Genomic DNA, 25,232 nt, shown 5'->3' with positions numbered 1-25,232 from the left:
CCCTGTCGATTCGCCGACGGAACGGGGCCGCAGGGTCATTTGGGGGACGCATTGAAGATTTCGAGGATCGCGATGACCATGGCCGCACTCGCGGCAACCATGGGGCAGGCACAGGCACAGAAGCGTGGGGAACCGCCGATCACGCCGACGACCCAGGCCTCGGGCGGCCCGATCGCGCCGGAGCGCACCGCGCTGCGGCTCGAACATGCCGATCTCGCGATCGAGGTGCTGCCGGCCAGCTACGCGCTGCATGGCACCGCCACGCTCACCCTGCGCACCAGCGCCCCGCAGCGCGAACTGCAGATCGACCTCGACCGCAATCTGCCGGTCAGCGCGATCAAGATCGACGGCAAGCCGCTGACGCCCGCGCAGTGGCGCAACCCCGAAGGCCGGCTGTTCATCACCCTGCCCCGCCCGCTCAAGGCCGGCGACACGGTGGTCGCCAAGATCGCCTATGGCGGAACCCCGCATGTCGCGGTGCGCGCGCCCTGGGACGACGGCCTCGTCTGGGCGACCACGCCCGGCGACAAGAAGCCCTGGATCGCCACCACCGCGGAAGGCTATGGCTGCGACCTGTTCTGGCCGTGCCTCGATTTCCCGCAGGGCGAGCCCGCGCTGGTCGACCTGCACATCACCGTGCCCGCCGGGCTCAAGGCGCCCTCCAACGGCAAGCTGCTGCGGGTGGAAACGCTCGCCGACGGCCGCACCACCTGGCACTGGCGCGCGAAGAGCCCCAACCCGTATGACGTGGCGCTCAACATCGGCCCCTATCGGGAGCTGACCGCCGGCTATAAGAGCCGCTTCGGCAACAGCTTCCCGCTGCACTATTGGTACCTGCCCGGCCGCGAGGCCAAGGCCGAGGCGCTGTTCGCCGAGTTCGCGCCGACGGTCGATTTCTACGAAAGCATGATCGGCCCCTTCCCCTGGGGCGACGAGAAGCTCGGCGTGGTCGAGACGCCGCACATCGGCATGGAGCACCAGACGATCAACGCGTACGGCAACAACTACCGCAGGACGCCATCGGGATTCGACGAGATCTTCCAACACGAGCTCGGCCATGAATGGTTCGGCAACCAGCTGACCGCGGCAAACTGGGACGATTACTGGCTGCACGAGGGCTATACCCAGTATATGCAGCCGCTCTACGGTCAGTGGCGGGAGGGCGACGCCCGCTACGCCGCGATGATGGACCAGTATCGCCTCGCCATCCGCAACAAGGCGCCGATCGTCGCAGGCAAGATCCGCACCGAGGAAGAGGTGTATGAGGAAGGCAAGGGCGGCCCAGGCCAAGACATCTATTACAAGGGTGCCTGGGTCCTCCACACGCTGCGCTACCTGATCGGCGACGACCAGTTCTTCGAAGTAACCCGGCGGATCGTCTATGGCCGGCCGGACCCCAAGCCGGGCAACTTCACGCCGCGCTTCGGCACCACGCCAGAATATATCGGCATCGTCCGCCAGGTGACCGGACAGGACCTGCAATGGTTCTTCGACGTCTACCTTTATCAGGCCGACCTGCCCGAGCTGGTCAGCGAGCGCGCCGGTGACCGGCTGACGCTGCGCTGGAAGACACGCGAAGACAGGCCGTTCCCGCTTCCCGTGGACGTCCTGATCGACGGCAAGCTGCAGAAGGTGGCGATGCCCGGCGGCACCGCGACGCTGACCATTCCGGCCACCGCGCATGTCGTACTCGATCCGAACGCGCATATCCTGCGCCGTTCGGATGCGGTGGATGCCTTCCAGCATTGGGCGAAAGAACGATGATCGCGATCATCGCACCCGCGCCGATCGGCGTGCCGGCACTCGTCGCGCTGCTGATCGGGCTGGCGGGTTTCGTCGCGGCGCTGCTGTTCGTGCGCTTCCGCCGCTTACGGCGCGGCGAGGCCGGGGCGGAGGTCAGCAGCCGATCGGGCCGCGGGATCTGGCTGCAGGGCGCAGGCTTCTTCTGCGTTGCCTTCGGCCCGCTGCGGCCGACACTGCAGGCGGCATCGCTCGGCCAGGCGGTCATGGTGGCGGTCCTCGTCGGCACCTGTATCGGTCTGTTCCTTTCGGCGGCAACGGCGATGAGCAGCAACTAGAGCTTCGCCGCGCGCACCCGCCGCGACCATGATCTCGTCACCTGGGACCCGTTCGCAACGATCCGGCATCCGATCTATACCGGGCTGTTCGCCCTGCTGCTGGCGATGGCCACGGCGTTCGGCCATTGGCGCGGGCTGATCCTCGGGCTGCCGCTGTTCGCCTGGGGCACCTGGATCCGCGTCATCAAAGAAGAAGCACTTCTGCAGGCGCGGTTCGGCCGGCAATATGCGGCCTATGCCGCGCGCGTGAAGCGCTTCGTGCCCCGCCTCTTCTGACCCGCACGCAGGGCGTACCGGCAGGGCCCGGCTTGCATCGTCGGCAACGCTCTGCGACCTTTGGGCGCGCGCCACGAGACGCGCACGATCTGCTGGGGTGACGAATGACACTGTTTCGCGGCCTGATCCTGGGGCCCGCCCTGATGCTCGCGGCGGTGCCCGCCGGCGCGCAGGAAGACCTCCGGGTCGAGGGCGACTGGGCGCACAGCGCCAGCGGCATGACCTTCCCCGAGCGGCTGGGCAACGCGCTGCGCACCCGGATCCACGCCTATGACGCCGAGCAACTCGACGTCAGCGCCGGCTATTCGCTGCGGCGCGGCGGCGAGCTCGGCTTCGTCACGCTCTACGTCTACCCGGCGACGCCGGACCAGGACTGTGCGGCGTCGTTCGCCGAGATCGAACGCAACGTCACGCAGGGCAATGCCGATGTGAAACTGGTGGCGGAAGACCGCTGGCCCTCCCCGTCCGGCCGCACGCCCGACGTCGGCTATCACGCACGTTTCACCATGAAGGGCGTGCTTGACGGCAGGGAGCAGCCGCTCACCTCCGAAAGCTATCTGTTCTGCCCGGCGGGCGGGACCTGGCTGGTGGCGGCGCGCGGAAGCTGGTCGCGCGCGGCAAAGCTCGAATCCGCATTCGCCGAGCTGCTGCACGGCCTCGACTGGCCGCTCGAACTGGACGAGGCAGAGGAAAGCACCGGCAAAAACTGAGCCATCCATCGGTCGCCAAAGGCGGAGCGCTGGCGGCGCCACATAAAACAAGAAGGCGCGCAGGCCGAGGGACCCACGCGCCCTTTATTCGATGCTGCCGTTCGGGATCAGGCGGCGCTGCCGGCCTTTTCCTTCTTCGCATAGATGCGGACCGGCTCCTTGCGGCCCTCGACCACGTCCTTGTCGACCACCACTTCATCGACGCCGTCCATGCTGGGAAGGTCGAACATCGTGTCGAGCAGGATGCCTTCGAGGATCGAGCGGAGGCCGCGGGCGCCGGTCTTGCGCTCGATCGCCTTCTTCGAGACGGCCGTAAGCGCGTCGTCGGTGAAGCCGAGCTTGACCGCCTCCATGTCGAACAGCTTCTGATACTGCTTGACCAAGGCGTTCTTCGGCTCGGTCAGGATCTTGATCAGCGCCTCGACGTCGAGGTCTTCCAGCGTCGCGATCACCGGCAGACGGCCGACGAATTCGGGGATCAGGCCGAACTTGAGCAGATCCTCCGGCTCGGTCTGGCGGAGCAGCTCGCCGGTGCGGCGCTCGTCGGGCGCGGCGACATGCGCGCCGAAGCCGATCGACTTGCCCTGCAGGCGATCACCGATGATCTTCTCGAGGCCCGAGAAGGCACCGCCGCAGATGAACAGGATGTTGGTCGTGTCCACCTGCAGGAATTCCTGCTGCGGGTGCTTGCGGCCGCCCTGCGGCGGAACGCTGGCGGTGGTGCCTTCCATCAGCTTCAGGAGCGCCTGCTGCACGCCTTCGCCCGACACGTCGCGCGTGATCGAAGGATTCTCTGCCTTGCGGCTGATCTTGTCGATCTCGTCAATATACACGATGCCGCGCTGCGCGCGTTCGACATTATAATCCGAGGCCTGGAGCAGCTTGAGGATGATGTTCTCCACGTCCTCGCCGACATAGCCGGCTTCGGTGAGCGTGGTGGCATCGGCCATGGTGAACGGCACGTCGAGGATGCGCGCCAGCGTCTGCGCCAGCAGCGTCTTGCCGCAGCCGGTGGGGCCGACCAGCAGGATGTTCGACTTGGCGAGTTCGACATCGGCACCCTTGGCGCCGTGGTTCAGCCGCTTGTAGTGGTTGTGCACCGCGACCGAGAGGACGCGCTTCGCCTTCTTCTGGCCGATGACGTAATCGTCCAGCACGTCGCAGATTTCCTGCGGCGAGGGGACGCCCCCGTCCTTCTTGGACACCAGCGAGGACTTGGTTTCCTCGCGGATAATGTCGTTGCACAGCTCGACGCACTCATCGCAGATGAACACGGTCGGGCCGGCGATGAGCTTGCGCACCTCGTGCTGGCTCTTGCCGCAGAAGGAGCAATAGAGCGTGCTCTTCGAGTCACCGCCGCTGAGCTTGGTCATTCAATCCATCCTTCGCGCCTCGGGCGCGTAACGCTCGCCTGCCATCCTACACGCAGGCGAAATTCCGGCAATCCATAAATCGCCCCGCCCGCCCGACGTTCCATGCACCGGGAATCGCCAGGCGGCCGAGGATAGGGATATAGTGTTAATTTGCCGCTGCCGCATCCTCGCTCGGCACCGGGCGCTTCTCGTAGACCTCGTCGACGATGCCGAAGGCCTTGGCTTCTTCGGCTTCGAAAAACGAATCGCGGTCCATCGTCGTCTCGATCTTCTCGATCGGCTGGCCGGTATACTTCGAATACAGCGCGTTCATGCGCGCGCGGATCCGCAGGATTTCCTTGGCCTGGATCTCGATGTCCGACGCCATGCCCTGCGCACCGCCCGAGGGCTGGTGGAGCATGATGCGGGCGTTGGTCAGCGCCACGCGCAGGCCCGGCTCGCCCGAGGCCAGCAGGAACGAGCCCATCGACGCCGCCTGGCCGATGCACACCGTGCCGACGCGCGGACGGATATACTGCATCGTGTCGTGGATCGCCATGCCCGCCGTGACGACGCCGCCCGGCGAATTGATGTACATCCAGATGTCCTTCTTCGGGTTTTCCGATTCGAGGAACAGCAGCTGGGCGGTGATCAGCGAGGCCATATGGTCCTCGACCTGGCCGGTGACGAACACGATCCGCTCCCGCAGCAGGCGGGAATAGATGTCGAAGCTGCGCTCGCCGCGGCTCGACTGCTCGATGACGATAGGAACGAGTGCGCCGGTGACGGGATCGATGGTCATCTGACCGGAAAGCGGATGCATGTGGGATGATCTCGTGGTTGTTTATTGCCCGCGACTACATCGGCGCTCCGGCTGCCCAGCGCAAGAGGGGCATTGCCGGAGGGGCCGGGCTCAGGCCGATTGCAGCGCGCCAGCCCCCTGCCCGGCTCGCTCGATGCGCTCCAGCACCTCCGGCGCGGTGGCGAAGGCCTGCAGCGCGGTCTCGAGGGACGGCATCCGCTGACTGGCGAGCGGGACATGGCGCGGGCGCGGCGCCTTCCAGCCGAGCGTTCTGCCGGGAACCGCATCGACCAATCGGGCCGGCAGCCCGCAGGCTTCGGCTACTGACGTAGCGAAGTCCGCCCAGTGTACCGCCCCCCGGTTGGCGAGGTGCAGGATGCCGCTCGTTCCGTCGATCAGTTCGTCGAGCACCGCGTTGCACAGGTCGGGCACATAGGCGGGCGACACGACCTGGTCGTCCGCAGCAGCAAACCGCCGCCCGGCCGCCAGCGCCTCGACGACATGCACCGCGAAATTGTGCTGGTCCCAAGGCGAGAAGAACGCCGCCGTCCGAACGACCAGATGGCGTCCAGGCAGACCACCGATCGCCGCCTCCAACGCGGCCTTGCTGCGGCCATAGGCGCCGAGCGGCGCGCAGGGATCGGCCTCGGTGTAGGGCCGGTCGAGTGCGCCATCGAACACCAGGTCGCTAGAGAAGCTTACGGTCGCGATGTGGCGCTCGGCGGCGGCCATCGCGAGCTCGGTCGCCCCGAGGCAGTTGCCGGCGAAGCATGCCGCTTCCTCGTCCTCTGCATCGTCGACGCGGACCCAGCCAGCCGCGTTGATCACCGCCCAGGGCTGATGCGTATCGAGCGCGGCGGCGATCGAGGCGCCGTCCTTGAGGTCGAGCATTGCCCGGCTGGCAAGAACATAAGCGAGCCCGCGCACCTCGCAGCTGCGGGCCAGCGCCTGCCCCAGCGTGCCGGTGGCGCCTGCGATCAGCACCGTGCGCCGAACCTCGCCCGTCTTCTCGAAGCGCGTGCCAGGATTGGGATGCGGCCTGGGATGATGCGTCACGCGCAGGTCGCGCCGCCACCAGCCCTCCCCGTGGAGCGCGGGATGGGCGAGCCGTTCGCCTCGAGCCAATGCCCGTAGCAGCGGCACCATCGCCGTGGGCCGGGGTTCGCCGCCGCGGACGTCGAACACGCCGGGCTCGTAGATGCCCGGTTCCGTCAGCAGCGTGTTCCAGCCCGAGGCGCCGAACAGCGACCAGGCCGTGACCGCCTGCACCGCGACACCCGCGGCCCGGGCCGCCTCGGCATCCTCCCAGGCATCCCGCATCCAGCGCATCTGCTCCTCGCGCGTGCAGCCGTTATGGACCTCGGTGATCGCGATCGGGATACGGTAGCGCGCCCAAGCCTCGGCCAGTGCGTTGGCCAGCCCGTCCGGCGCGGGATCTAGAACGCGCACCGCCTCGGTATCGACATAGGCGATGCTGCCGTTGCCGCCGCGCATCGCCGGCGGATAGGCTGCGACATTCTCGTCGAGGAACCGATCGCTTGTCAGATAGTGGTTGATGCCGATCACGTCCGGCGGACAGGGCGCGTCGGCAAGCACCTCCAGCTTCCCGGCCAGCCCGAAGCCGGCCAGGCGCTCCCACAGGGCATGGCCGGGGACGACGCGGCCGCACAGCAGGTCCCAGCACATCCAGCGCCGGTCATTATCATAGGCGACCTGCGCCTGCGTGCCAGGCGTGCCATAAGTCTTGCCGAGATCATCGGTCTGGATCAGCCGTGCATCCGGCCGCACCGCCCGCACCGCTGCCATCGCGCAGACCACGCCCTCGACCTGATGCACCAGCGCGCGCCAGAAGCTGCCCTCGTCGCGGGCGTGCGGATACCAATGCCCGTAAAGCGCCGCGAACCTGGCGGTCGTCAGCGGCTCGTTGACCGGCGTCCAGTCCGCGATCCAGGGATAGCGCTCGGCAACCCGCGCCGCATAGTCGCCGAGCTTCCCGCCGAACTCGGGATCGAGCAGATCGGTGCGCCGCGGGCCGCTGCCGTGATGGACCAGCCCGGCGATCGGCCGCATGCCGAGCGCGCGCATCCGCGCCAGCCGGGTGTCGCTCCAGCCCCAGTCGCAGTCTTCACGATCGTCGGGGCAGACCCGCTCCCACAGCACCGGGAAGCGCAATGCAGTCACGCCCAGCGCGGCGATACGATCCAGATCCTCCAGCCGGTCGTGATGCCCGGTCTCGATGGTCTGATCGCGATACCGGTCGCCGACGCGATTCACCGTGCATTCGGCACCGCCCCAGAGTTCGAGTGGTGACATCGGCCCTCTCAAAGACTGCACGGCGGAGAAGATGCATTTCCCGCCGCGGTTCGCCGCGAACCTGGGTTAGGCCGCGCGCTCGGTTCGTCGCAAAAGCACCCGGAAACCCTCCGCAGAAGCGCGTAGCGGGTACATCCCCAATTCACTTCTCCGCCTATAAAAACAACATGGTTAGCAACGGTTATGGGCAGATCCCGGCGATGCCGGCGGCGGAGTGTGAGACGATGGTTGGGCGTTGGACGGAAGCAGAAGCCAAGGCGTGGTACGCGCAACAGCCCTGGGTGATGGGCTGCAACTTCACGCCCTCGAACGCGATCAACCAGCTGGAAATGTGGCAGGCGGCCACCTTCGACATCGCGGCGATCCGCGCCGAGCTGGCGCTGGCCGCGGACGTCGGCATGAACGCGGTGCGCGTCTACCTGCACGACCTGCTCTGGGCAGAGGATCCGGAGGGCTTTCTCGCGCGCATCGACACGCTGCTCGCGGTGGCCGACGGCTATGGCATCCGGGTGATGCTGGTGCTGTTCGATTCCTGCTGGCACCCCGATCCCGCGCTCGGGCCGCAGCCGGCGCCCAAGCCCGGCGTGCACAATTCGGGCTGGGTGCAGTCGCCCGGCATCCCGGCGCTGCGCGATCCCGCCCAGCGGCCGCGGCTGGAAGCCTATATCACGGGCGTGGTTGGCCGCTTCCGCACCGATCGCCGGGTGCTCGCCTGGGATATCTGGAACGAGCCGGACAACGGCCCGGAGGTGTCGCTGTGCGATGCGGTCGAGCTCGGCGCCAAGGCCGACCTCGTCCTGCCGTTGCTGGTCGACGCGTTCGGCTGGGCGCGCAGCATGCGCCCGGTCCAGCCGCTTACCAGCGGCATCTGGCTGGGCGACTGGTCCTCGCCCGCGCTGCTCACGCCTCTCCAGCAGGCGCAGACCGGCCTGTCCGACGTGATCTCGTTTCACAATTACGGCACCGCCGAGGATTTCGCCCAGCGGATCGACTGGCTGAGCGTGTTCGAGCGGCCGATCTGGTGCACCGAGTTCATGGCGCGCCCGGCCGGCAGCACCTTCGAGGCGATCCTGCCGGTCGCCAAGGCGCGCCATGTCGGCGCCTTCTGCTGGGGCCTGGTGCGCGGCAAGACGCAGACCCACCTGCCCTGGGCGGCCTGGGAAAACCCGAATCTGGCCGGGCTCAAGGACAAGTGGTTCCATGACATCTTCGACGTCGGCGGCGTCCCCTATGACGCCACCGAGGTCGAGTTCCTCCGTCTGTTGCGCACGCTCGACGACAAGGCGCCGCACTGGCCGCTGATCGAAGTAGACGCCGGCAAGGCAAATCCGAACCGGCCGAACGACGAGGCGAAGGCGGCCTGATCGCCGCCTTCCCTGCCTCACTCCGCCAGCGCCGCAGCCTTGAGCGGCGGGGTCTCGCGTTCCTCGGCGATGTGGCGGCGGTACGTGGCGAGCGCCTGCCCGACCACCTGGTCCATATTGTAGTAGCGGTAGGTCGCCAGCCGGCCGACGAACAGCACGCCCTTGGTCGCCTCGGCCAACGCCTCGTACTGCTTGAACAGCGCCTGGTTTTCCGGCCGCGGGATCGGGTAATAGGGGTCCCCCTCCGCACTCGGAAACTCATAGGTCAGGCTGGTGTTCGGCGCCTGCTGCCCGGTGAGGTGCTTGTACTCGGTCACGCGCGTGTATGGCACCTTCTCGTCCGGATAGTTCACCACCGCCACCGGCTGCGCCCATTCGCGATCCTCATGGACATGCTCGAAGCGCAGCGACCGATAGGGCAGCTTGCCGAAGCGGAAGTCGAAATACTCGTCGATCGGCCCGGTATAGACGATCTGGTCGAAGCTGAACCGCCGCTTCGCCTCCTCGAAGGTGACGCCGAGCTCCAGGTCGATGTTCGGATGATCGAGCATCTTCGCGAACATCGCGGTGAAGCCGTCGCGCGGCATCGCCTGGAAGAGGTCGGTGAAGTAGCGGTCGTCGGTGTTGGTCCGCGTCGGCACCCGCGCGGTGACGCTCTTGTCGAGCTCGGAGGGGTCGATCCCCCATTGCTTGCGGGTATAGCCCTGGAAGAAGGTCTCGTAGAGTTCGCGGCCCACTGCCGAGATCACCACGTCCTCGGAGCTGCGGATCACGGTTACCGGCTCGGCGCGCGCGGCGAGGAACTCGGCCGCTTGCTCCTCGGTCTCCAGCGACAGGCCGAACAGCGCGTTCAGCGTCGTCCGGTTGATCGGGATCGGCACCAGCTGCCCGCGCACCTCGGCGAGCACGCGATGCTCGTACGGCCGCCACGCGGTGAAGCGCGAGAGATACTCGAAGATATCCGCGCTGTTCGTGTGGAAGATGTGCGGGCCGTATTGATGGATCAGGATGCCCGCCTCGTCCTTGTGGTCGAAGGCGTTGCCCGCGATGTGCGGCCGCTTGTCGATCACCAGCACGCGCTTGCCGGCATCGGCTGCCAGCCGCTCGGCCATCACCGATCCGGCGAAGCCCGCGCCGACGATCAGATAGTCATAGTGGTCGCTGCGCACCGGCTTGAGCAGCGGCTGATCGGGTTCCGCCACCTGCAGGATCAGCCCGAGCATGCGCGCCGCAACCTGGTCCCAGCTCTGCTCGGCGAGCAGCGTGTCCGCCTCGATGCGCCAAGCGTCACCGGTGCGGCGCAGGGCCAGCGCCTGGTCGCACGCGTCGACAAACGCAGTCGCGCCATCCGCCACGAACACGCCCGCGACGTCACCATAATGGCGGATGACGTCGACGATCGGCGTGGACACCACCGGCAGGCCGGCGGCGAGATATTCCGGCGTCTTGGTCGGGCTGATGAAGCGGGTCGCTTCGTTGATCGCGAACGGCATCAGCGCCACGTCCCAGCCGCCGGCATAGAGCGGCAGCTCGGCATAGCTCTTGGAGCCGAGCCAGGCGATGTTCGCACGCTGCGGCAGCTCGGCAGGATCGATCTTCACCACCGGACCGACCATCACGATCGTCCAGTCGGGACGCGCATCGGCGAGCGCGGCGATCAGCCCGAGGTCCATCCGCTCGTCGATGACGCCGTAGAAGCCGAGGCGCGGGCGCGGCAGCCCGGCCTGATCGGCAACGTCCTGCACCAGCGCGCGGCCCTGCGCGAAATGCGCGGCATCCACGCTTGAGGGGAACGGGTGGACCGAAGCATGGCTTTCGCGCTTGGCTTCGTAGAGGCTGTAGCCGCCGGTGAAGACCAAGTCCGCAAGTCCGAACAGCTCTTGCTCCAGCGGCATCAGCTCGGGCGGGGCGAAGCGGAAGTTCTTCAGTTCGTCCATGCAGTCATAGACGGTGCAGGCGGCCGCCAGATGCCGCGAGAAGGGCAGCATCATCGGCGTGTAGTACCAGCGGATCAGCTGTGCGCCGATGCCTGCGACGTGATCGTCGAGCAGCGCGCGGAGCGCCGCCGTGCGCGCATCGCCGCCCATGCTGCCGGGCAGATGCGGCACTGCCACGGTGACCCCATTCCCTTCGTCGCGAAGCTCCAGCCAGGGCGTGGGGCTGTCGTCGTCGATCGGCTCTTCCCAGAACAGCACATCCATGTTGCGCGCGAAGCGGGTCATGAGGTGCTGGGGGCGCTGGAAGACGAAGTTCCAGCGAAGATGCGAAAAGCAGATCAGCGCGAAGTTGCTGCTCGGTCGGGTGCTTGCGGCATGGTTGGTCAAGGACGGTTTCCCTGTTGCGGTCAACAGAGAGAACCCACCCAAGCTTGTTGCCGTTCCAAGACGATAGCAACAATTCTTTTTAAATCAGCATGATACAAGTTAATGCAATTTAGTCTCACGCAGGCAGTGCGGGCCGCACCGAAGTACCGCCCGCCTGTTGCTCAGGCCGCGTCGACCATCACGATCTCGCTGTCTTCGATCGCGGTGATCTTGACCACCTCGACATCCTTGATCGCGGCACCGTCACGGGCGTTGACCCGCGTGCCGTCGATTTCCACCGCGCCGGTGGCGGGCACCAGATAGGCGCGGCGATCGCTGCCGAGCGTATATTCGGCTGTCTCGCCGGCGCGCAGGGTCGCACCCACGACCCGGGCATCGGTGCGGATCGGCAGCGCGTCGCCATCGCCCTCGAAACCGCTCGCCAACACCACGAACTGGCCGGCGCGGTCGGTCTTCGGAAAGGGGCGCGTGCCCCAGCTCGGCTTCTCGCCGCCGCGGGTCGGCTGGATCCAGATCTGGAAGATGCGGGTGGTCTCGTCCTCGCGATTATATTCCGAGTGCGCGATGCCCGTGCCTGCCGACATCACCTGCACGTCGCCGGCGACGGTGCGGCCGTGATTGCCCAGATTGTCCTGGTGGGTGATCGCGCCGTCGCGGACATAGGTGATGATCTCCATGTCGCGGTGCGGGTGCGGCGGGAAGCCGGTCTGCGGCGCGATCGTGTCGTCGTTCCACACGCGCAGATTGCCCCAGCTGGTGCGGGCCGGATCATAATAGTTGGCGAAGGAGAAATGGTGCTTGGCGTCGAGCCAGCCATGGTTGGCACCGCCGAGGCTGGAAAAGGGGCGAAGTTCGATCATTGTGGGTCTCCCTTTGGGGGTGCGCCGGGCCGCGGCGCCGTTTCGATGACCGGGATATAGGCGGGCTCGACTTCTCCAGTCAGTCGGATAAGTTTGACGCAAACGTTCCAGGAAATAGAAATGTCAAACCCGGGCACGCCCACCTTCGACCAGCTCCGCATCTTCCTCGCCGTGGTGGACAGCGGCAGCTTTGCGGGCGCGGGACGCCAGCTCAACCGCGCCGTGTCGGTGATCAGCTACGGCATCGCCAATCTCGAGGCGCAGCTGGGCGTGCTGCTGTTCGACCGCGAGGGCACCAAGAAGCCGCGCCTCACCACCGCCGGCGAAGCGGTGCTGGCCGAGGCGCGGACGGTGGCGCAGGGCATCGACGGGTTGCGCGCCAAGGTGAAGGGCCTGCTCGACGGGCTGGAGGCAGAGGTGAACCTCGCCGTCGACGTGATGCTTCCCACCCGCCGGCTGGGCGAAGTGCTGCGTGCCTTCCGCGCCGAATTCCCCACGGTGACGCTGCGGCTGCATGTCGAGGCGCTGGGCGCGATCACCAGTCTGGTGCTGGACGGCAAGGCGGTGCTCGGCATCTCGGGGCCGCTGGCACAGGGCATGAACGGGATCGAGTGCGAGGCGGCGGGATCGGTGGCGATGGTGCCGGTGGCGGCGCCCGACCATCCGCTCGGCCGGATGGACCCGATCCCGCCCGGCGCGGGGCGCGACCATGTCCAGCTCGTGCTCTCTGACCGCTCGCCGCTCACCGCCGGCCGCGACTTCGCGGTGATGAGCCCGCGCACCTGGCGATTGGCGGACCTGGGCGCGAAGCACGCGCTGCTCCGCGAAGGCATCGGCTGGGGCAACATGCCGCTGCCGTTGATCGAGCCGGACCTGGTCGCCGGCACGCTGGTGCGGCTGGCGATGCCGGAGAGCCCCGGCGGCATGTATCGCTTCGGCGCGATCTGGCGACGGGATGTGCCGCCCGGGCCGGCGGCGTCGTGGCTGCGGGCGCGGTTCGTCGAGGTGGGGCGTGGGGATGTGGATCTGGAGGGGCTTGGCGAGGCGTAGAACGCAATCGCATTGCGCAGCCGCCGTCTTTGCTATGAGACGATAGTCTGAGTAGCGCGCATTTCCTATCTGAGGCGCATGGTTGCACATCTGCGCGAACAGCTTCAGCAAATCTTTGGCGCCTACGTTCACCAAGACACTCTGGATACGGCCGCAGCTGAAATGGCAGGTCTCGGCCAGGCATATCCAGATCTAGACGAAGGTTTTCGCGGAGCGTTGCGCAGAAGCATCGAGTTCGCGCGAAGCGGGGACGCTGGCGTATGCATAGCGATCGAGAAAAGCGGATATCGTGCACTGAACACGGCGGAGGCGCAGCTTATACTCGCTGAGCTTCTTCGCTTATACATCGTCCATTTCAACATGAACACACGCGATTGATCTCGCTGGTGTTTGACCTCCTCGCTAGAACAGCACCGCCCCGCCCGCGACCAGCCGCACGTCCGGCGCGTTGTGGTTCAGCCCCGCCACCGCCAGCAGATCGAGCTGCAGCACCTTGGTCGGCCTCCATGCCGTCGACAGCGCGGCGAGGGCATGGGTCTCGTGCCCCTCTGGATCATTGTCCCGCTCCAGCGAGAATTCCGCAGTCGTCGTCACCTTTTCGCTGAGCTTGTAGCGCAGGCTGGTGATCCCGCTGACCGCGAAGTGCCGCCCCTGCCCGCTCTCGTTGGCGGCGGCATCGGCCTCGCCGGTGAAGGCCACAGCGAGCTTCTCGGTCAGGTCATATTGTACCGGCACGATGGCGCCCGCGGACCAGGTGCCGTCGCCGATCGGTGACTTGCCGGTGGGCGCAGTGAAGAAGCCCTCGACGCCGGCGGAAAAAGGCTTGCCCTTCTCGCCCGCGAGATGCTGACGCATCGCGAAGCGCAGGTCGCCGGTGCCGGTCACCCGGTGGATCGCGCCGGCCTTGTCGCGGGTGCGGTCCTGGCCATAGCCGGTCCAGCCCAGCTGCACCTCGGTCTTGGGGCCTACGCCCGCACGCACCAGCAGGTCGGCGGTGACGATCCGGTCCCCGCGCTGGTCGGCGGCGTCGTCGCGCTCCCAGTCGACGAACGAGGCCTCGACATGGACGCGGCCCGGCTCGGTGGTGCAGCTCGATGCGCCGATGCTCGGGCGGGTCGGGCAGAAGCGGGGATCATCGTCGGCAAAGGCATTGCCCTCCGCCAGCAGCGCCGTCGTAAGACCCAATATCCGTGCAGCGCGTACCATGTCATCCCCCGAGCGTGTGGAGGGCCCAACGATGCCATGTCGGAAATGTTTCGAAACAGAAGCCTCAGGCGTCGCGGATCGCATGCTCCAGATCGGCGGCATGGGCGGCGGCGGGTTCGGTCGGCGCGGCGGCATCGGCGAGTTCGGTCTCGACGCGTGCACCGCCGGTGAGCGTGCGGTGTACCGGGCAGCGATCGGCGATCTCGAGGAGCCGGGCGCGCTGGGTGTCGTCGAGCTCGCCCTCGATCTCGATGCGCCGGGTGAACAGGTCCGCCGGATGCACGCCTGCCTGGCGCTGGTGCCCGGCGAGCGTGCGGATGCCGGTGACCGGCCAGCCCTTCTGCAGCGCATAGACGCGCAGCGTCATCGTCGTGCAGGCGGCGAGCGCCGAGGCGAGCATCTGATAGGGCGTCGGCCCCGATCCCATGCCGCCGACCGACACCGGCTCGTCGAGCATCAGCGCCACGCCCGCGACCTGCACCGCCACCTGGAACTTGCCCGCGCCGGTATCGCGCGCGATCGCGTCCAGGGCCACTTCGCTGCTCATGCCGTCTGCTCCGCCAAGTTGGTCTCGATCGCGATACCCTGCTTGAGCGTCAGCGTCACCGGCGTGCGTTCGGCGATTTCGGCGAGCCGTGCCTTGGCGGCCGCATCGGGGCCCGTGATCGTCAGCACGCGCCGGATGTGCCGTTCCTCGGGCCTGCCGAGGATCCGCAGGTCGACATCGAGCGAATCGATCCGCCAGCCCTTGCGGTCGGCGTACATGCGCAGCGTCATCGCGGTGCATGCGCCGAGCGCGGCGAGCAGCAGTTCGTAGGGCGCCGGGCCAGCGTCGCGGCCGCCATTGCTCGGCGGCTCGTCGGCGAGGAGCGCGTGGCTGCCGGCCTGGATCCGGGTCTCCATCGCCTCGGGGCCGATATGGGCGGTGGTGTGCAGCATGGTCGTGGCCCTCAGATCGCCAGCAGCGCGATCGCTTCGATCTGCGCGGGGTTTAAGCCATGGTCGGCGAGCACCGGCACCAGATGCGCGGCGGGCCGGCGCTGGCGGCGCGTCGTGCAGACGAACTGGCGGATCGCCTCCAGCCGCGGGTTGGCCAGCGGCGTCGGGCGGCGGGCGCCGAACAGCGTGTCCGCCACGCGGCCGAGGAGCGAGGGCTTTTCGGTTGCCGCAACGGCGCTGCAGCCGCAGGCCGCCGCGTCCTGGAAGGCCACCGAGACGGCGGCCCATTCGGTCTGGCTGAGTTCGGGTGCTGTGTATCGGTCCATCGAAACCTCCTGTGTTGGGCCGTTTCTAGCCCGGCGACGCACTTCCGATCAGCCGGATAGTTTCGACGCTATCGTTCGAGGGAGTTGAACAGCTACTGTTCGATATAGTCGAACATATGGGACGACTTTATTCCAGTTCTCAGGCCATCTCGGCGGGGCCATCTTCCGGTCACCAGGCGAGGCAGATCGGTCCCCGCCCTCTTTCGGAGACACATCATGGCTACCGCACCTTATTCTCACACCGCCACCCCTACCAACGTTCAGTCGGCCCTGCCGCTGGTCGGCCGCATCGGCATCGCCGCGATCTTCCTGCTCAGCGGCCTGTCGAAGCTCGCCGCACCGGGCGCGACGATCGGCTATATCGCGTCTTCAGGCCTGCCCCTGCCGCAGCTGGGCTTCGCGATTGCGCTGCTCGTCGAACTGGGCGGCAGCATCGCGCTGATCCTCGGCTATCGCACCCGCATCGTGGCGGGGATCCTCGCCGCCTTCTCGGTCGCGACCGCGCTCGCCTTCCATTCGGCGCTGGGCGACCAGAACCAGTTCATCCACTTCTTCAAGAACATCGCGATGGCGGGCGGCCTGCTGCAGGTCGTCGCGTTCGGCGCCGGCGGCTGGAGCCTCGACGCCCGCCGCTAAGACGATCTGAAACCGCGTTGAAAGGGGTCGCACCAGGGGTGCGGCCCCTTTTCGCGTCCCCATCCATGCGTACAGGCGATCCGGCATCCGGTCTCCGCTAGACCCGCCTGCAAGGAGATCGCCATGACCCGCTGCACGCACATGAATTCGGACACGGTCCGCGAGGTTACCCCCAGCGCCAAGGGCTGCGAGGAGTGCCTTAAGACCGGCAGCTGGTGGGTCCATCTGCGGCTGTGCCGCGAATGCGGCCATGTCGGCTGCTGCGACCAGTCCCCCAACCGCCACGCCACCGCCCATTTCCAGGAAACCGGTCATCCGATCATGGAAGGCTATGACCCGCCCGAAGGCTGGGGCTGGTGCTATGCCGACGGGATCGAGGTAGACCTGCCCGACCAGACGCCGCAGCAGGGCCCGATCCCGCGCTTCTTCTGAACCCGCGCCGTGGACAGGCGCGGGCCGGGCGCTAAGACGGTGCCGATGATCGCGCATCCGCCGCTTCGATGACCCCGCCCGCCCCGGCGTCCCGCGCCGCACTCCTCTTGTTCGGCGCGGGCGATTTCGCGTTCAATCTCTACTGGCAGGCGGTTAATCTCTACCTGCTGTTCTTCTATATCGACACGCTGCGGCTGGCCCCCGCGCTGGCCGGCACGCTGTTCCTGGTGGGCGCGGCCTGGGACGGCGCGGCGGACTTCGTCGCGGGCGTGATCGCCGAACGGATGCGGCGGCCCTATCGCTGGCTGATCGGCTGGGGCGCCGTGCCGCTGGGGCTCGCCTTTGTCGCGATGTTCGCGGTGCCGGTGGGCGGCTGGGGCGCGGCGCTGGCGGCACAGCTCGGCTTCCGCACGCTCTACGCCTTCACCAACATCCCCTATTCGGCCTGGACGACCCGACTGGCGGGTACCAGCGCCGAGCGGTCGCTGCTCGCGGGGTTGCGGATGATCTTCGGCGCCGTCGCCGCGACGCTGGTCGCGGGGACGCTGCCGGGGCTGGTGCGGGCGCTGGGGAGCTACGGCGCGGCGAGCGCGCTCCTCGCTGCGCTCGGCGTGCCGTTGCTCCTGGCGATCGCGTGGATGGTGCCCGAGCGGCGGCCATCGGGGGACGCGGCGACCCGCCCGGCGATCGGCCCGGCGCTGATGCTGCTCGCGCGCAATCGTGCGTTCGTCGCGCTCAACCTCGCGGCGGCGGCGGGCGCGGCCGCGGCGGCGCTGACGACGCAGTCGGTGCTCTATTTCTTCCGCTATGTGCTCGCCGACGATCCCGCCGGGCCGCAGGCGCTGGCGGCGATGGCCTTCGCCAGCCTCGTCGCGACGCCGCTCTGGACGATCGCGGCGCGACGGGCCGGGGCGCGGGCCGCGTGGCTGGCGGCGTGCGGGCTCGCACTGGCCCTGCCCGCCGGCTTCGTGCTGCTGCCGGCGCCCGGCGTCGGCGCGGCGACGCTGTTCCTGCTGGGCATGCAGGTCGCGTTCGCAGGCTTCGGGCTCGCCGCCTGGACCTTGCTGCCCGACAGCGTCGACTGGGGCGCGGCGCGCAGCGGCGTGCGGGTGGAGGCGATCGCGTTCGGCACCTTCGCGCTCGCGCAAAAGGCGGCGCTGGCGGCGTCGGGGTTCGCGATCGGCGCGATCTACCAGGCGAGCGGCTTCGTCGCCGGGGCGCCGCAGGGGGCGAGCAGCCTGGCGGCGATCCGCTGGCTGATGCTCGCGGGACCGGCGGCGCTGCTGCTCGGCGCGCTGGCGGCGGTGCTGGCGCTGCCGCTGCGGCGGGATACGCTGGCCTGACCCATCCTCCCCCTGACGGGGGAGGATATGGGGAGATCACGCGCCCGCCCTGATCCAGTCGTGCATCGTCATCCAGCGGACGAATTCGCCAAACCATCCGGTGCTCGTCGTCTTCTTGGGATACATGCCGAAGCCGTGGCCGCCCTGTTCGAACAAATGGAACTCCACCGGCCGCTTGGCGCCGCGCCAGCTATCGATCAGCCCAAAGCCGGTATTGCCGAACAGCGGATCGTCGGCCGCGAGCGCCACGAACAGCGGCGGCGCGTCGGCGGGGACCTGGAAGGTGGTCAGCGGGCCGTAGATCGTGCCGATAAAGGCGGGCTTGGCGTCCTGCCCGTCGAGCGCCGTCGCCAGGGTGAGCATCGCGCCCGCCGAAAAGCCGACCATGCCGATCTTGTCCGGCTGGACGTGCCATTCGGCCGCGCGCTTGCGCACCAGCGCGAAGGCGGCGCGCGCGTCGGTCACCTGGGTGGCGATGCCCGCCATCATCGCCTTGGGATCGGCACCGCGCGGGGGCCCGCCCCCGCCGCCGGCGAAGCGCGCCTTCATCGCGGCTTCATAGGCAGCGAGGTCCTGCGGCGTCTGGTTGAGCCGGTACTTGAGCACGAAGGCGGCGACGCCGTGCGCGGCGAGCGCCTTGGCGACGTCCCAGCCTTCGTTCTGCATCGACAGCGAGGTGAAGCCACCGCCCGGTGCGACGATCACCGCGGTGCCGTTCGCCTTGGCGGGATCGGGCAGGAACGGGGTGAGCGTCGCCACCGTCACGTTGCGGGCGAATACGCTGCCATATTGACTGTGCCAGCTCTCGGTCGCGGTAGCACCGGGCAGCGAGCCGGTGCCGAGTTCGATCGCGCTCGGCTGCGCGGGCGTGGCGATCGCCGTCATCTTGTCGTTCTGTGCCAGCGCGGGCAGCGGCGCGGCGAATAGCGTCGCCAGGGTGAAGCCCATGCACAGCGCAAGTGCGGGCCGACGTTTCAACGAATGTGAACGCATCCAATCCTCCCCGTTAATTGCTTTGGCCGAGTATCAGCACCCGCATCACGTTTGTCCAACAATTAAATCGGCCTGTTGATCGATCGAAGCGTTCGGATCAAAGGGAATAAATCATATAAATACTGATTAGTTCTCGAAAGTTAGTATCGTGGGTTTTGGCGTCGCGGGCGGCACTTCGGTGGATTACTCGGTCTAGAGGGGCCGACGCCGGGCACTTCCCCAGAATCCCAGCGTACCGCCACCCCATGCCGGAGTTTATGCAAATCGCTCGCAATCGCATTGACAATGCGAATTGCTCGCAATAGGCGCTCCCGTAACGACGTTCAAAGGGGAATTACGTGAATCGCACTTCCGCGACGCTGGCCAGCGCGCCGGCTTTCGTTGCACTCGCCTGTGTAGGCTTTCTCGTCTCGGCACCCGCCCAGGCCGAGGACAAGCACGCGAACGACGGCACTACGACCAGCGCGGCATCCGATGGGGACTTGCAGGATCGCGATACGATCATCGTCAACGGCCAACCCTATTCGCCGCACCAGCAGTCGCCCAAGGCGACGCGGCCCGTGCGGGACACGCCGCAGACCATCACCATTCTCACCAACGAGGTGATCGAGCAGCAGAATCTGCTCACCCTGCGCGACATGCTGTCGACCGTTCCGGGCATCACCTTCGGTGCCGGCGAAGGCGGCGGCGGCTATGGCGATTCGATCAACCTGCGCGGCTATTCGGCCAATACTGACATAACCGTCGACGGCATCCGCGACAGCGCCCAGTATACCCGCACCGATCCGTTCAATCTCGAACAGCTCGAAGTCGTCAACGGCCCCAACTCGGTGCAGAACGGCGCGGGCTCGGTCGGCGGCTCGATCAACATGGTGACCAAGAAGCCGCAGGCGAACACCCGCATCCTCGCCTCGGGCGGCATCGGCACCGACAATTACTATCGCGGCACGGTCGATGCCAATGTGCGCGTCAACGAGCTGATCGCCTTCCGCCTCAACGCGATGAAGCACGACAACGACGTGCCCGGCCGCGATGTCGAGACGATGAAGCGCTGGGGCGTGGCGCCGGCGGTGACGATCGGCATCGACAGCCCGACCAAGCTGACGCTGCAATATCTCCACCAGGAGGACGACAACACGCCGCAATATGGCGTGCCCTATTATCAGGTCGCCGGCGGCGCGCTGCCGGGTGTCAGCCGCGCCAGCTATTTCGGCTTCCGCAATGTCGACACGCAGCAGAGCAATGTCGACCAGGCGACCGCAACCTTCGAGCATCACTTCAACGACCGGGTGACGATCCGTAACGTCACGCGCTGGCAGGACGTGACCCAGCACAGCATCGTCGATCCGCCCCAGGGCACCTGGTGCCTGGCGAACGGCCTCACCCCCACAGGCACGCCGTGCACAGTCGCCTTCACCGGCGCGACCACGGGCACGCTCACGGTGCCGGCCGGCTATTACTATGCCTCGGGCCCGCGCGGGAACACCCGCAACACGCGCAACCAGCTCGCCTATGACCAGGTCGACCTGATGGCGCGGTTCAACACCGGTTTCATCGAGCATTCGGTGACGCTGGGTGCCGCGGCGAGCTGGGAGAAATTCTATCTTTCCACCGGCAACGTGCTGCGCAATGCCAACGGCACCAACCCGCTGCTCTATTACCCGCTGATCAGCATCGCCAATCCGAACGCGGTGGTGACAGGCCCGGCGGCGGCCAGCGGGATCGCGCGCGTCTATGGCAGCAACGTCTATACCGGCCCGATCAACTATATCGAAAGCGCGCGGCAGACCGGCGAGCTGACCAACTATGCCGTCTATCTGTTCGACACGATGAAGCTCGGCGAGCATTTCGAGATCAACGGCGGCCTACGCTGGGAGTCGAACGACGGCAGCTACCGCGCCGATACCGTCTCCACCACCACGGCGACGCTGGGCCAGGTGACGCCGGGCACCGTGTTCTACAACAAGGACAAGCTGTTCTCCTACCGCGCGGGCCTGGTCTACAAGCCGATCAAGGCGATCAGCCTCTACGTCGCCTATGGCAACTCCAAGACGCCGTCCAAGACCTCGGTCAACGGCTCGTGCACCGCGGCGACGTGCAACGTCGATCCGGAAACCGCGCGCAATTATGAAGTGGGCGGCAAGGCTGAAGTGTTCGGCGGGCGCCTGCTGCTCACCGCGGCGCTGTTCCGCAACGAGCGCACCAACTACAAAGTGGCGACCGGCGACCCGCTGGTCCCCGAGCAGCAGCTGGACGGCAAGTCGCGGGTCAACGGCGTCGCGCTGGGCGCTGTCGGCCAGATCACCAAGGCCTGGTCGATCACCGCCAACTACACCTATCTCGACGGCAAGGTGCTGCGCAGCATCGCGCAGAACAGCCCGGCGGGCACGATCGACTATGGCAAGGATGCCGAGCTGCAGAACACGCCGCACCATTCGGGCAGCCTGTTCAGCACCTACCGCCTGCCGTTCGGGCTCACGCTCGGCTACGGCGTGACCTATCAGGGCAAGGCAGCGTTCAACCTGCCGACGGCGACCGCGCCGCAGGTGCTCTACAGCCCCGATTACTGGGTCCACAACGCGTTCCTCTCCTACGAGATCACCCGTGCCCTGTCGGCGCAGGTGAACGTGAAGAACGTGACCGACTCGCTCTACTATACGCGCATCCGCAACAATGGCTGGGCAACCCCGGGCGACGGCCGTGCGGCGGTGCTGACGCTCAACTATCGCTTCTGATCGCGAAGGCCGCGACGCCTTGGCCCCTTCCGGCGCTCATGCCGGGAGGGGCCGCTTCTTTTCTCCGCCCTTGATCTGGCGCATGTCCTGCAGCACGCGGGACGATCACAGGGCAGGATGTTTTCCCGCGCAGGAGTGTGTGCATGCTGATCCCGATCCCCGACCTGCTGTCGTCCGCCGAGCTCGCGCGGGTGCGTGCGCTGGTGGATGCGGCGGAATGGGTGGACGGCAACGTCACCTCCGGCCCGCAGGCGGCGCTCGCCAAGCGCAACGAGCAGCTGCCCGAAGCCAGCCCGGCAGCGCGCGAAGCCGGGGCGGTGATCCTGGATGCATTGGCGCGCTCGCCCTTGTTCATCGCCGCGGCGCTGCCGCTCAAGATCTTCCCGCCCTTGTTCAACCGCTATGCCGGCGGCCAGAATTTCGGGCTGCACGTCGACAATGCCGTGCGCATCCAGCGCGGCAGCGAGTTCCGCGTGCGCTCGGACCTGTCGATGACCGTGTTCCTGGAGGACCCCAAGGCCTATGCCGGCGGCGAGCTGCTGATCGAGGGGCTGTTCGGCGCGCAGTCGGTGAAATTGCCCGCGGGGCACGCGATCCTCTATCCTTCGTCGAGTCTGCACCGGGTGACGCCGGTGACCAGCGGCGCGCGGGTCGCCAGCTTCTTCTGGCTCCAATCGATGGTCCGCGACGACGGCGCGCGGCGGATCCTGTTCGACCTCGATCGCTCGATCCAGGGGCTGGTCGGCGAAGTCGGGCAGGGCCATGCCGAGGTGGTGGCGCTGACGGGGGTGTACCACAATCTGCTGCGCCGCTGGGCAGACGCGTAAGGCGGTTGTTGCCGCTGTGGGGGCGGCGTTGATTCCTGGCTAGGCCCCTCGCTTATCGGGATCGATCGACGGGCGGCGCTGTGGTGGAGAGCCGTCCACGACATCAGTTGCGGTCATTCGGCCACGCACTTGCCTCTTCCGATTGCGGCCGTTCTGGAGATGTGGCGAAGTTAATGTGCCAACCGGAGGGCAGCTAATTGCCCCTGTTCGCAAAAAACGGCCAAGCACAAAGCAACCACTATCGGAGCGTTGGGTAAGCGGTTCCGAACCAATCCCGCGCGCACTGCACGGGCGGGCGGAGCGCCACCCTGGCCGCAAGCGTGTCCTCCCCCGCCAGGGGGAGGATTAGAGGGTCACACCAGTTCGAAGCTGCCCGACACGCCTTCCGCTTCGGCCGAAGGCGCGATCCAGAGCTGGAACTTGCCCGGTTCCACCGTGGGCTTGAGCGTCTGGCCGATGAACAGCAGGTCGGCACGGCTCAGCGTGAACTGCACCTGCTTGCGCTCTCCGGGCTTGAGCGCGACGCGGCGGAACGCCTTCAATTCGCGCACCGGACGGGTGACGCTCGCCGCCACGTCGCGGATATAGAGCTGCACCACTTCCTCCGCGGCGCGCGACCCGCTGTTGGCAATGGTCGCCGACACCACGAGCTTGCCGTCTGCCGACAGCTGGCCGCCGCCGAGATCGAGGTCGCTATACGCGATCTCGCCATAGGTCAGGCCGTGGCCGAACGGGAACAGCGCCTGGTTCGGGAACTCGCGAAAATGCGTCTTGTATTCCTGCAGCGGGCCGGCCGGATTGGGGCGGCCGGTCGGCTTGTGGTCATAGTGATAGGGCTCCTGCCCCGTCGCCTGCGGGAAGGAGACCGGCAGCCGCCCGGAGGGGCTCACCACCCCGAACAGCACGTCGGCGATGGCCGGCCCGTCCTCGGAGCCGAGGAACCAGGTGACGAGGATCGCCGGTGCCTTTAGGACCGCGCCCTCCAGCGCCAGCGCGCGGCCGTTGCGGAGCAGCACCACCACCGGCTTGCCGGTCGCCGCCACCGCCTCGGCCAGCGCCATCTGCGCCGGGGGCACGACGATCGCCGAGCGCGACTGCGCCTCGCCCGACATGCGGGCATGCTCGCCCACCGCCAGCACGACCACATCGGCGGCGCGCGCCGCAGCCACCGCCGCCTCGATCCCACCGGGGATCGGGCCGTCGAGCCCGGCGCCCGCGGTGACGCTCACCAGCGCCGGATCCTGGACCAGCGCCTTGACGCCGGTGGCCAGATCCACCGCCTCGGCATCGGTGCCATAGACGTTCCACGGGCCGATCAGATCGTGCAGCCCGCTCGCGAACGGCCCGATCAGCGCGATCTTCTTGCCCGCGCGCGGCAGCGGCAGCAGCCCGCCTTCGTTCTTGAGCATCACGATCGAGCGCGACCCCGCCTCGCGGGCGAGCGCGAGGTTGGCACGCGTGCGCACCCGCGCCTTCTCGCGTGCCGGATCGATGCGGCGGAACGGATCATCGAACAGGCCGAGCTGCACCTTCAGCGCCAGCACCCGCCGCACCGCCTCGTCGAGCCGCGCCATCGGGACCTCCCCCTTCGCGACCAGGTCCGGCAGGTGCTTGATGTAGAAGCCGCTCTGCATGCTCATGTCGACGCCGGCCATGAAGGCGAGCTTGGTCGCCTCGCGCGCGTCCGCCGCGAAGCCGTGGGCGATCAGTTCCTCGTCGGCGGTATAGTCGGAGACGACCAGCCCGTCGAAGCCCCATTCGCGGCGCAGCACTTCGGTGAGCAGCCATTCGTTGGCGGTGGCCGGGATGCCCGACAGCTCGTTGAACGACGCCATCACCGTCGGCGCACCTGCCGCCAGCGCCGCCTGGAAGGGCGGGAAATAGGTTTCGCGCAGCGTCCGCTCGGAAATGTCGACGGTATTATAGTCGAGCCCCGCCTCCACCGCGCCATAGGCGGCGAAATGCTTGGCGCAGGCGGCGACGGCATCCGCCGCTTCGAGTCCCTTGGCGCCCTGGAAGCCGCGCACCCGCGCCGCAGCGATCAGCTTGCCGAGCAGCACGTCTTCGCCGGCGCCCTCGACGCCGCGGCCCCACCGCGCGTCGCGGGCGATGTCGACCATCGGCGCGAAGGTCCAGTCGATTCCGGCGGCCGCCGCCTCCACCGCCGCGACACGCGCGGTGCGCTCGGCGAGATCGGGATCGAAGCTCGCCGCCTCGCCCATCGGCACGGGGAAGACGGTACGAAATCCGTGAATCACGTCGGCGGCGAAGAGCAGCGGGATCCTGAGCCGCGAGTCGCGCGTGGCGACCGTCTGCATCCGCTTGGCCATTGCAGCACCATTGCCGTTGAACACGCCGGTCAGGCGTCCCGCGCGCACCTCGGCCAGCTGCCCGTCGAAGTTCGACGAGGCACCCGCAGGATTGAGCGTCACCGCCGCCCCACCCGACCAGGCGGCCGCCATCAGGGTGAGCTGCCCGGCCTTCTCCTCGACGGTCATCTGGGCGAGCAGCGACTCGACCGCGGCGGGCAGCTTCTTCGCGCCCGCCTGGAGCAGCATCGCACGCGCCGGGCTTGCTGCCCAGGCCGCCGCCGCGCTTGCCCCGATCAACACCGCACGCCTGGAAATTTGGCCGTCTTTCACGCGTTTCCTCCCACAGCGCGACCC

The 25,232-nt window shown here is 67.5% G+C and carries 22 protein-coding genes and 1 pseudogene; 12 read left to right on the top strand and 11 right to left on the bottom strand.

All coding sequences use genetic code 11. The features are described from left to right. The first annotated feature begins 78 nt into the window (after window positions 1-78). The 4 genes and pseudogenes from CA234_RS10670 (at window position 79) to CA234_RS10660 (ending at window position 3,064) form a co-directional block, all read left to right on the top strand. Window positions 79-1,764, top strand: coding sequence for a M1 family metallopeptidase (locus CA234_RS10670; protein ID WP_126001678.1), 1,686 nt, complete (start codon window positions 79-81; stop codon window positions 1,762-1,764). Beyond that, a complete protein-coding gene (locus CA234_RS24880; RefSeq protein ID WP_241213446.1) occupies window positions 1,761-2,078 on the top strand; it encodes a hypothetical protein in 318 nt (105 codons plus the stop codon). Before CA234_RS10670 ends, CA234_RS24880 begins: the two co-directional genes overlap by 4 nt. A gap of 30 nt (window positions 2,079-2,108) precedes the next feature. After that, window positions 2,109-2,354 (top strand): annotated as a pseudogene (locus CA234_RS24875) (isoprenylcysteine carboxylmethyltransferase family protein); the annotation flags it as partial. A 104-nt stretch (window positions 2,355-2,458) separates the two neighbouring features. Continuing rightward, window positions 2,459-3,064 carry a hypothetical protein gene (locus CA234_RS10660; RefSeq protein ID WP_126001677.1) on the top strand — a complete coding sequence of 202 codons (606 nt, stop codon included), beginning with the start codon at window positions 2,459-2,461 and terminating at the stop codon, window positions 3,062-3,064. 107 nt (window positions 3,065-3,171) lie between these two features. Here CA234_RS10660 and clpX read toward each other — a convergent pair whose 3' ends face one another. From clpX to CA234_RS10645, 3 genes are all read right to left on the bottom strand, one after another. Further along, the gene (gene clpX / locus CA234_RS10655) at window positions 3,172-4,437 is read right to left on the bottom strand and encodes an ATP-dependent Clp protease ATP-binding subunit ClpX (protein ID WP_064311561.1); all 1,266 of its coding nucleotides are present in this window, start codon (window positions 4,435-4,437) and stop codon (window positions 3,172-3,174) included. A gap of 145 nt (window positions 4,438-4,582) precedes the next feature. Continuing rightward, entirely contained in the window at window positions 4,583-5,218 is a 636-nt protein-coding gene (locus CA234_RS10650; protein ID WP_174596075.1) for an ATP-dependent Clp protease proteolytic subunit, read from the bottom strand. A 111-nt stretch (window positions 5,219-5,329) separates the two neighbouring features. Next, entirely contained in the window at window positions 5,330-7,531 is a 2,202-nt protein-coding gene (locus tag CA234_RS10645; RefSeq protein ID WP_126001676.1) for an SDR family oxidoreductase, read from the bottom strand. Between the two features lie 167 nt (window positions 7,532-7,698). Here CA234_RS10645 and CA234_RS10640 point away from each other — a divergent pair, with 167 nt between their 5' ends. Further along, entirely contained in the window at window positions 7,699-8,895 is a 1,197-nt protein-coding gene (locus CA234_RS10640; RefSeq protein WP_241213445.1) for a cellulase family glycosylhydrolase, read from the top strand. Window positions 8,896-8,912: 17 nt separating this feature from the next. Here CA234_RS10640 and glf read toward each other — a convergent pair whose 3' ends face one another. Together glf and CA234_RS10630 are read right to left on the bottom strand one after the other, a co-directional pair. Continuing rightward, complete coding sequence (gene glf / locus CA234_RS10635) at window positions 8,913-11,219, bottom strand: UDP-galactopyranose mutase (RefSeq protein ID WP_164521782.1); 2,307 nt, start codon at window positions 11,217-11,219, stop codon at window positions 8,913-8,915. A gap of 161 nt (window positions 11,220-11,380) precedes the next feature. Then, window positions 11,381-12,079, bottom strand: coding sequence for a pirin family protein (locus tag CA234_RS10630; protein ID WP_125976668.1), 699 nt, complete (start codon window positions 12,077-12,079; stop codon window positions 11,381-11,383). Window positions 12,080-12,199: 120 nt separating this feature from the next. On the opposite strand from CA234_RS10630, the gene CA234_RS10625 reads away from it, so the two are divergent. Together CA234_RS10625 and CA234_RS10620 are read left to right on the top strand one after the other, a co-directional pair. After that, a complete protein-coding gene (locus CA234_RS10625; protein WP_126001675.1) occupies window positions 12,200-13,129 on the top strand; it encodes a LysR family transcriptional regulator in 930 nt (309 codons plus the stop codon). Between the two features lie 78 nt (window positions 13,130-13,207). Continuing rightward, entirely contained in the window at window positions 13,208-13,507 is a 300-nt protein-coding gene (locus CA234_RS10620) for a hypothetical protein (protein WP_126001674.1), read from the top strand. Between the two features lie 24 nt (window positions 13,508-13,531). On the opposite strand, the gene CA234_RS10615 is transcribed toward CA234_RS10620, so the two are convergent. The 4 genes from CA234_RS10615 to CA234_RS10600 all read right to left on the bottom strand — a co-directional run bounded on the left by CA234_RS10615 (window position 13,532) and on the right by CA234_RS10600 (window position 15,600). After that, window positions 13,532-14,335: a transporter gene (locus tag CA234_RS10615; protein WP_164521781.1), complete on the bottom strand. Its 804-nt coding sequence runs from the start codon at window positions 14,333-14,335 to the stop codon at window positions 13,532-13,534. 64 nt (window positions 14,336-14,399) lie between these two features. Then, window positions 14,400-14,882, bottom strand: a complete 483-nt coding sequence (locus CA234_RS10610) for an OsmC family protein (protein ID WP_126001673.1) — start codon at window positions 14,880-14,882, stop codon at window positions 14,400-14,402. Further along, the gene (locus tag CA234_RS10605) at window positions 14,879-15,274 is read right to left on the bottom strand and encodes an OsmC family protein (protein ID WP_125977613.1); all 396 of its coding nucleotides are present in this window, start codon (window positions 15,272-15,274) and stop codon (window positions 14,879-14,881) included. Before CA234_RS10605 ends, CA234_RS10610 begins: the two co-directional genes overlap by 4 nt. A gap of 11 nt (window positions 15,275-15,285) precedes the next feature. Next, the gene (locus CA234_RS10600; protein ID WP_125977611.1) at window positions 15,286-15,600 is read right to left on the bottom strand and encodes a hypothetical protein; all 315 of its coding nucleotides are present in this window, start codon (window positions 15,598-15,600) and stop codon (window positions 15,286-15,288) included. Window positions 15,601-15,816: 216 nt separating this feature from the next. Between CA234_RS10600 and CA234_RS10595 the strand changes: the two genes are divergently transcribed. The 3 genes from CA234_RS10595 (at window position 15,817) to CA234_RS10585 (ending at window position 18,011) form a co-directional block, all read left to right on the top strand. Beyond that, window positions 15,817-16,236, top strand: a complete 420-nt coding sequence (locus CA234_RS10595) for a DoxX family protein (RefSeq protein WP_126001672.1) — start codon at window positions 15,817-15,819, stop codon at window positions 16,234-16,236. 123 nt (window positions 16,237-16,359) lie between these two features. Continuing rightward, complete coding sequence (locus CA234_RS10590) at window positions 16,360-16,668, top strand: UBP-type zinc finger domain-containing protein (protein ID WP_125977607.1); 309 nt, start codon at window positions 16,360-16,362, stop codon at window positions 16,666-16,668. 68 nt (window positions 16,669-16,736) lie between these two features. Next, a complete protein-coding gene (locus tag CA234_RS10585; protein ID WP_125977605.1) occupies window positions 16,737-18,011 on the top strand; it encodes an MFS transporter in 1,275 nt (424 codons plus the stop codon). A 36-nt stretch (window positions 18,012-18,047) separates the two neighbouring features. On the opposite strand, the gene CA234_RS10580 is transcribed toward CA234_RS10585, so the two are convergent. Further along, entirely contained in the window at window positions 18,048-18,959 is a 912-nt protein-coding gene (locus tag CA234_RS10580) for an alpha/beta hydrolase (RefSeq protein ID WP_126001671.1), read from the bottom strand. A gap of 383 nt (window positions 18,960-19,342) precedes the next feature. Here CA234_RS10580 and CA234_RS10575 point away from each other — a divergent pair, with 383 nt between their 5' ends. Together CA234_RS10575 and CA234_RS10570 are read left to right on the top strand one after the other, a co-directional pair. Then, window positions 19,343-21,739: a TonB-dependent siderophore receptor gene (locus CA234_RS10575; protein WP_241213444.1), complete on the top strand. Its 2,397-nt coding sequence runs from the start codon at window positions 19,343-19,345 to the stop codon at window positions 21,737-21,739. Between the two features lie 143 nt (window positions 21,740-21,882). After that, on the top strand, window positions 21,883-22,566 hold the full coding sequence (locus CA234_RS10570) for a Fe2+-dependent dioxygenase (protein WP_126001670.1): 684 nt from the start codon (window positions 21,883-21,885) through the stop codon (window positions 22,564-22,566). A gap of 353 nt (window positions 22,567-22,919) precedes the next feature. On the opposite strand, the gene CA234_RS10565 is transcribed toward CA234_RS10570, so the two are convergent. Then, entirely contained in the window at window positions 22,920-25,208 is a 2,289-nt protein-coding gene (locus CA234_RS10565) for a glycoside hydrolase family 3 N-terminal domain-containing protein (protein WP_126001669.1), read from the bottom strand. Window positions 25,209-25,232: the final 24 nt, after the last annotated feature.

This window comes from Sphingomonas sp. ABOLE, from assembly GCF_003950455.1.
Taxonomy (GTDB): domain Bacteria; phylum Pseudomonadota; class Alphaproteobacteria; order Sphingomonadales; family Sphingomonadaceae; genus Sphingomonas; species Sphingomonas trueperi.
Note: the sequence above shows the minus strand (reverse complement) of the source record. Positions and strands in the feature narration are given on the sequence as shown.

Coding starts and splice junctions, on each gene's coding strand:
- CA234_RS10670 (WP_126001678.1), top strand. CDS start 79: ATGGCCGCACTCGCGGCAACCATGGGGCAGGCACAGGCACAGAAGCGT.
- CA234_RS24880 (WP_241213446.1), top strand. CDS start 1,761: ATGATCGCGATCATCGCACCCGCGCCGATCGGCGTGCCGGCACTCGTC.
- CA234_RS10660 (WP_126001677.1), top strand. CDS start 2,459: ATGACACTGTTTCGCGGCCTGATCCTGGGGCCCGCCCTGATGCTCGCG.
- clpX (WP_064311561.1), bottom strand. CDS start 4,437: ATGACCAAGCTCAGCGGCGGTGACTCGAAGAGCACGCTCTATTGCTCC.
- CA234_RS10650 (WP_174596075.1), bottom strand. CDS start 5,218: ATGACCATCGATCCCGTCACCGGCGCACTCGTTCCTATCGTCATCGAG.
- CA234_RS10645 (WP_126001676.1), bottom strand. CDS start 7,531: ATGTCACCACTCGAACTCTGGGGCGGTGCCGAATGCACGGTGAATCGC.
- CA234_RS10640 (WP_241213445.1), top strand. CDS start 7,699: ATGGTTAGCAACGGTTATGGGCAGATCCCGGCGATGCCGGCGGCGGAG.
- CA234_RS10630 (WP_125976668.1), bottom strand. CDS start 12,079: ATGATCGAACTTCGCCCCTTTTCCAGCCTCGGCGGTGCCAACCATGGC.
- CA234_RS10625 (WP_126001675.1), top strand. CDS start 12,200: ATGTCAAACCCGGGCACGCCCACCTTCGACCAGCTCCGCATCTTCCTC.
- CA234_RS10620 (WP_126001674.1), top strand. CDS start 13,208: ATGGTTGCACATCTGCGCGAACAGCTTCAGCAAATCTTTGGCGCCTAC.
- CA234_RS10615 (WP_164521781.1), bottom strand. CDS start 14,335: ATGGTACGCGCTGCACGGATATTGGGTCTTACGACGGCGCTGCTGGCG.
- CA234_RS10610 (WP_126001673.1), bottom strand. CDS start 14,882: ATGAGCAGCGAAGTGGCCCTGGACGCGATCGCGCGCGATACCGGCGCG.
- CA234_RS10605 (WP_125977613.1), bottom strand. CDS start 15,274: ATGCTGCACACCACCGCCCATATCGGCCCCGAGGCGATGGAGACCCGG.
- CA234_RS10600 (WP_125977611.1), bottom strand. CDS start 15,600: ATGGACCGATACACAGCACCCGAACTCAGCCAGACCGAATGGGCCGCC.
- CA234_RS10595 (WP_126001672.1), top strand. CDS start 15,817: ATGGCTACCGCACCTTATTCTCACACCGCCACCCCTACCAACGTTCAG.
- CA234_RS10590 (WP_125977607.1), top strand. CDS start 16,360: ATGACCCGCTGCACGCACATGAATTCGGACACGGTCCGCGAGGTTACC.
- CA234_RS10585 (WP_125977605.1), top strand. CDS start 16,737: ATGACCCCGCCCGCCCCGGCGTCCCGCGCCGCACTCCTCTTGTTCGGC.
- CA234_RS10580 (WP_126001671.1), bottom strand. CDS start 18,959: ATGGGCTTCACCCTGGCGACGCTATTCGCCGCGCCGCTGCCCGCGCTG.
- CA234_RS10570 (WP_126001670.1), top strand. CDS start 21,883: ATGCTGATCCCGATCCCCGACCTGCTGTCGTCCGCCGAGCTCGCGCGG.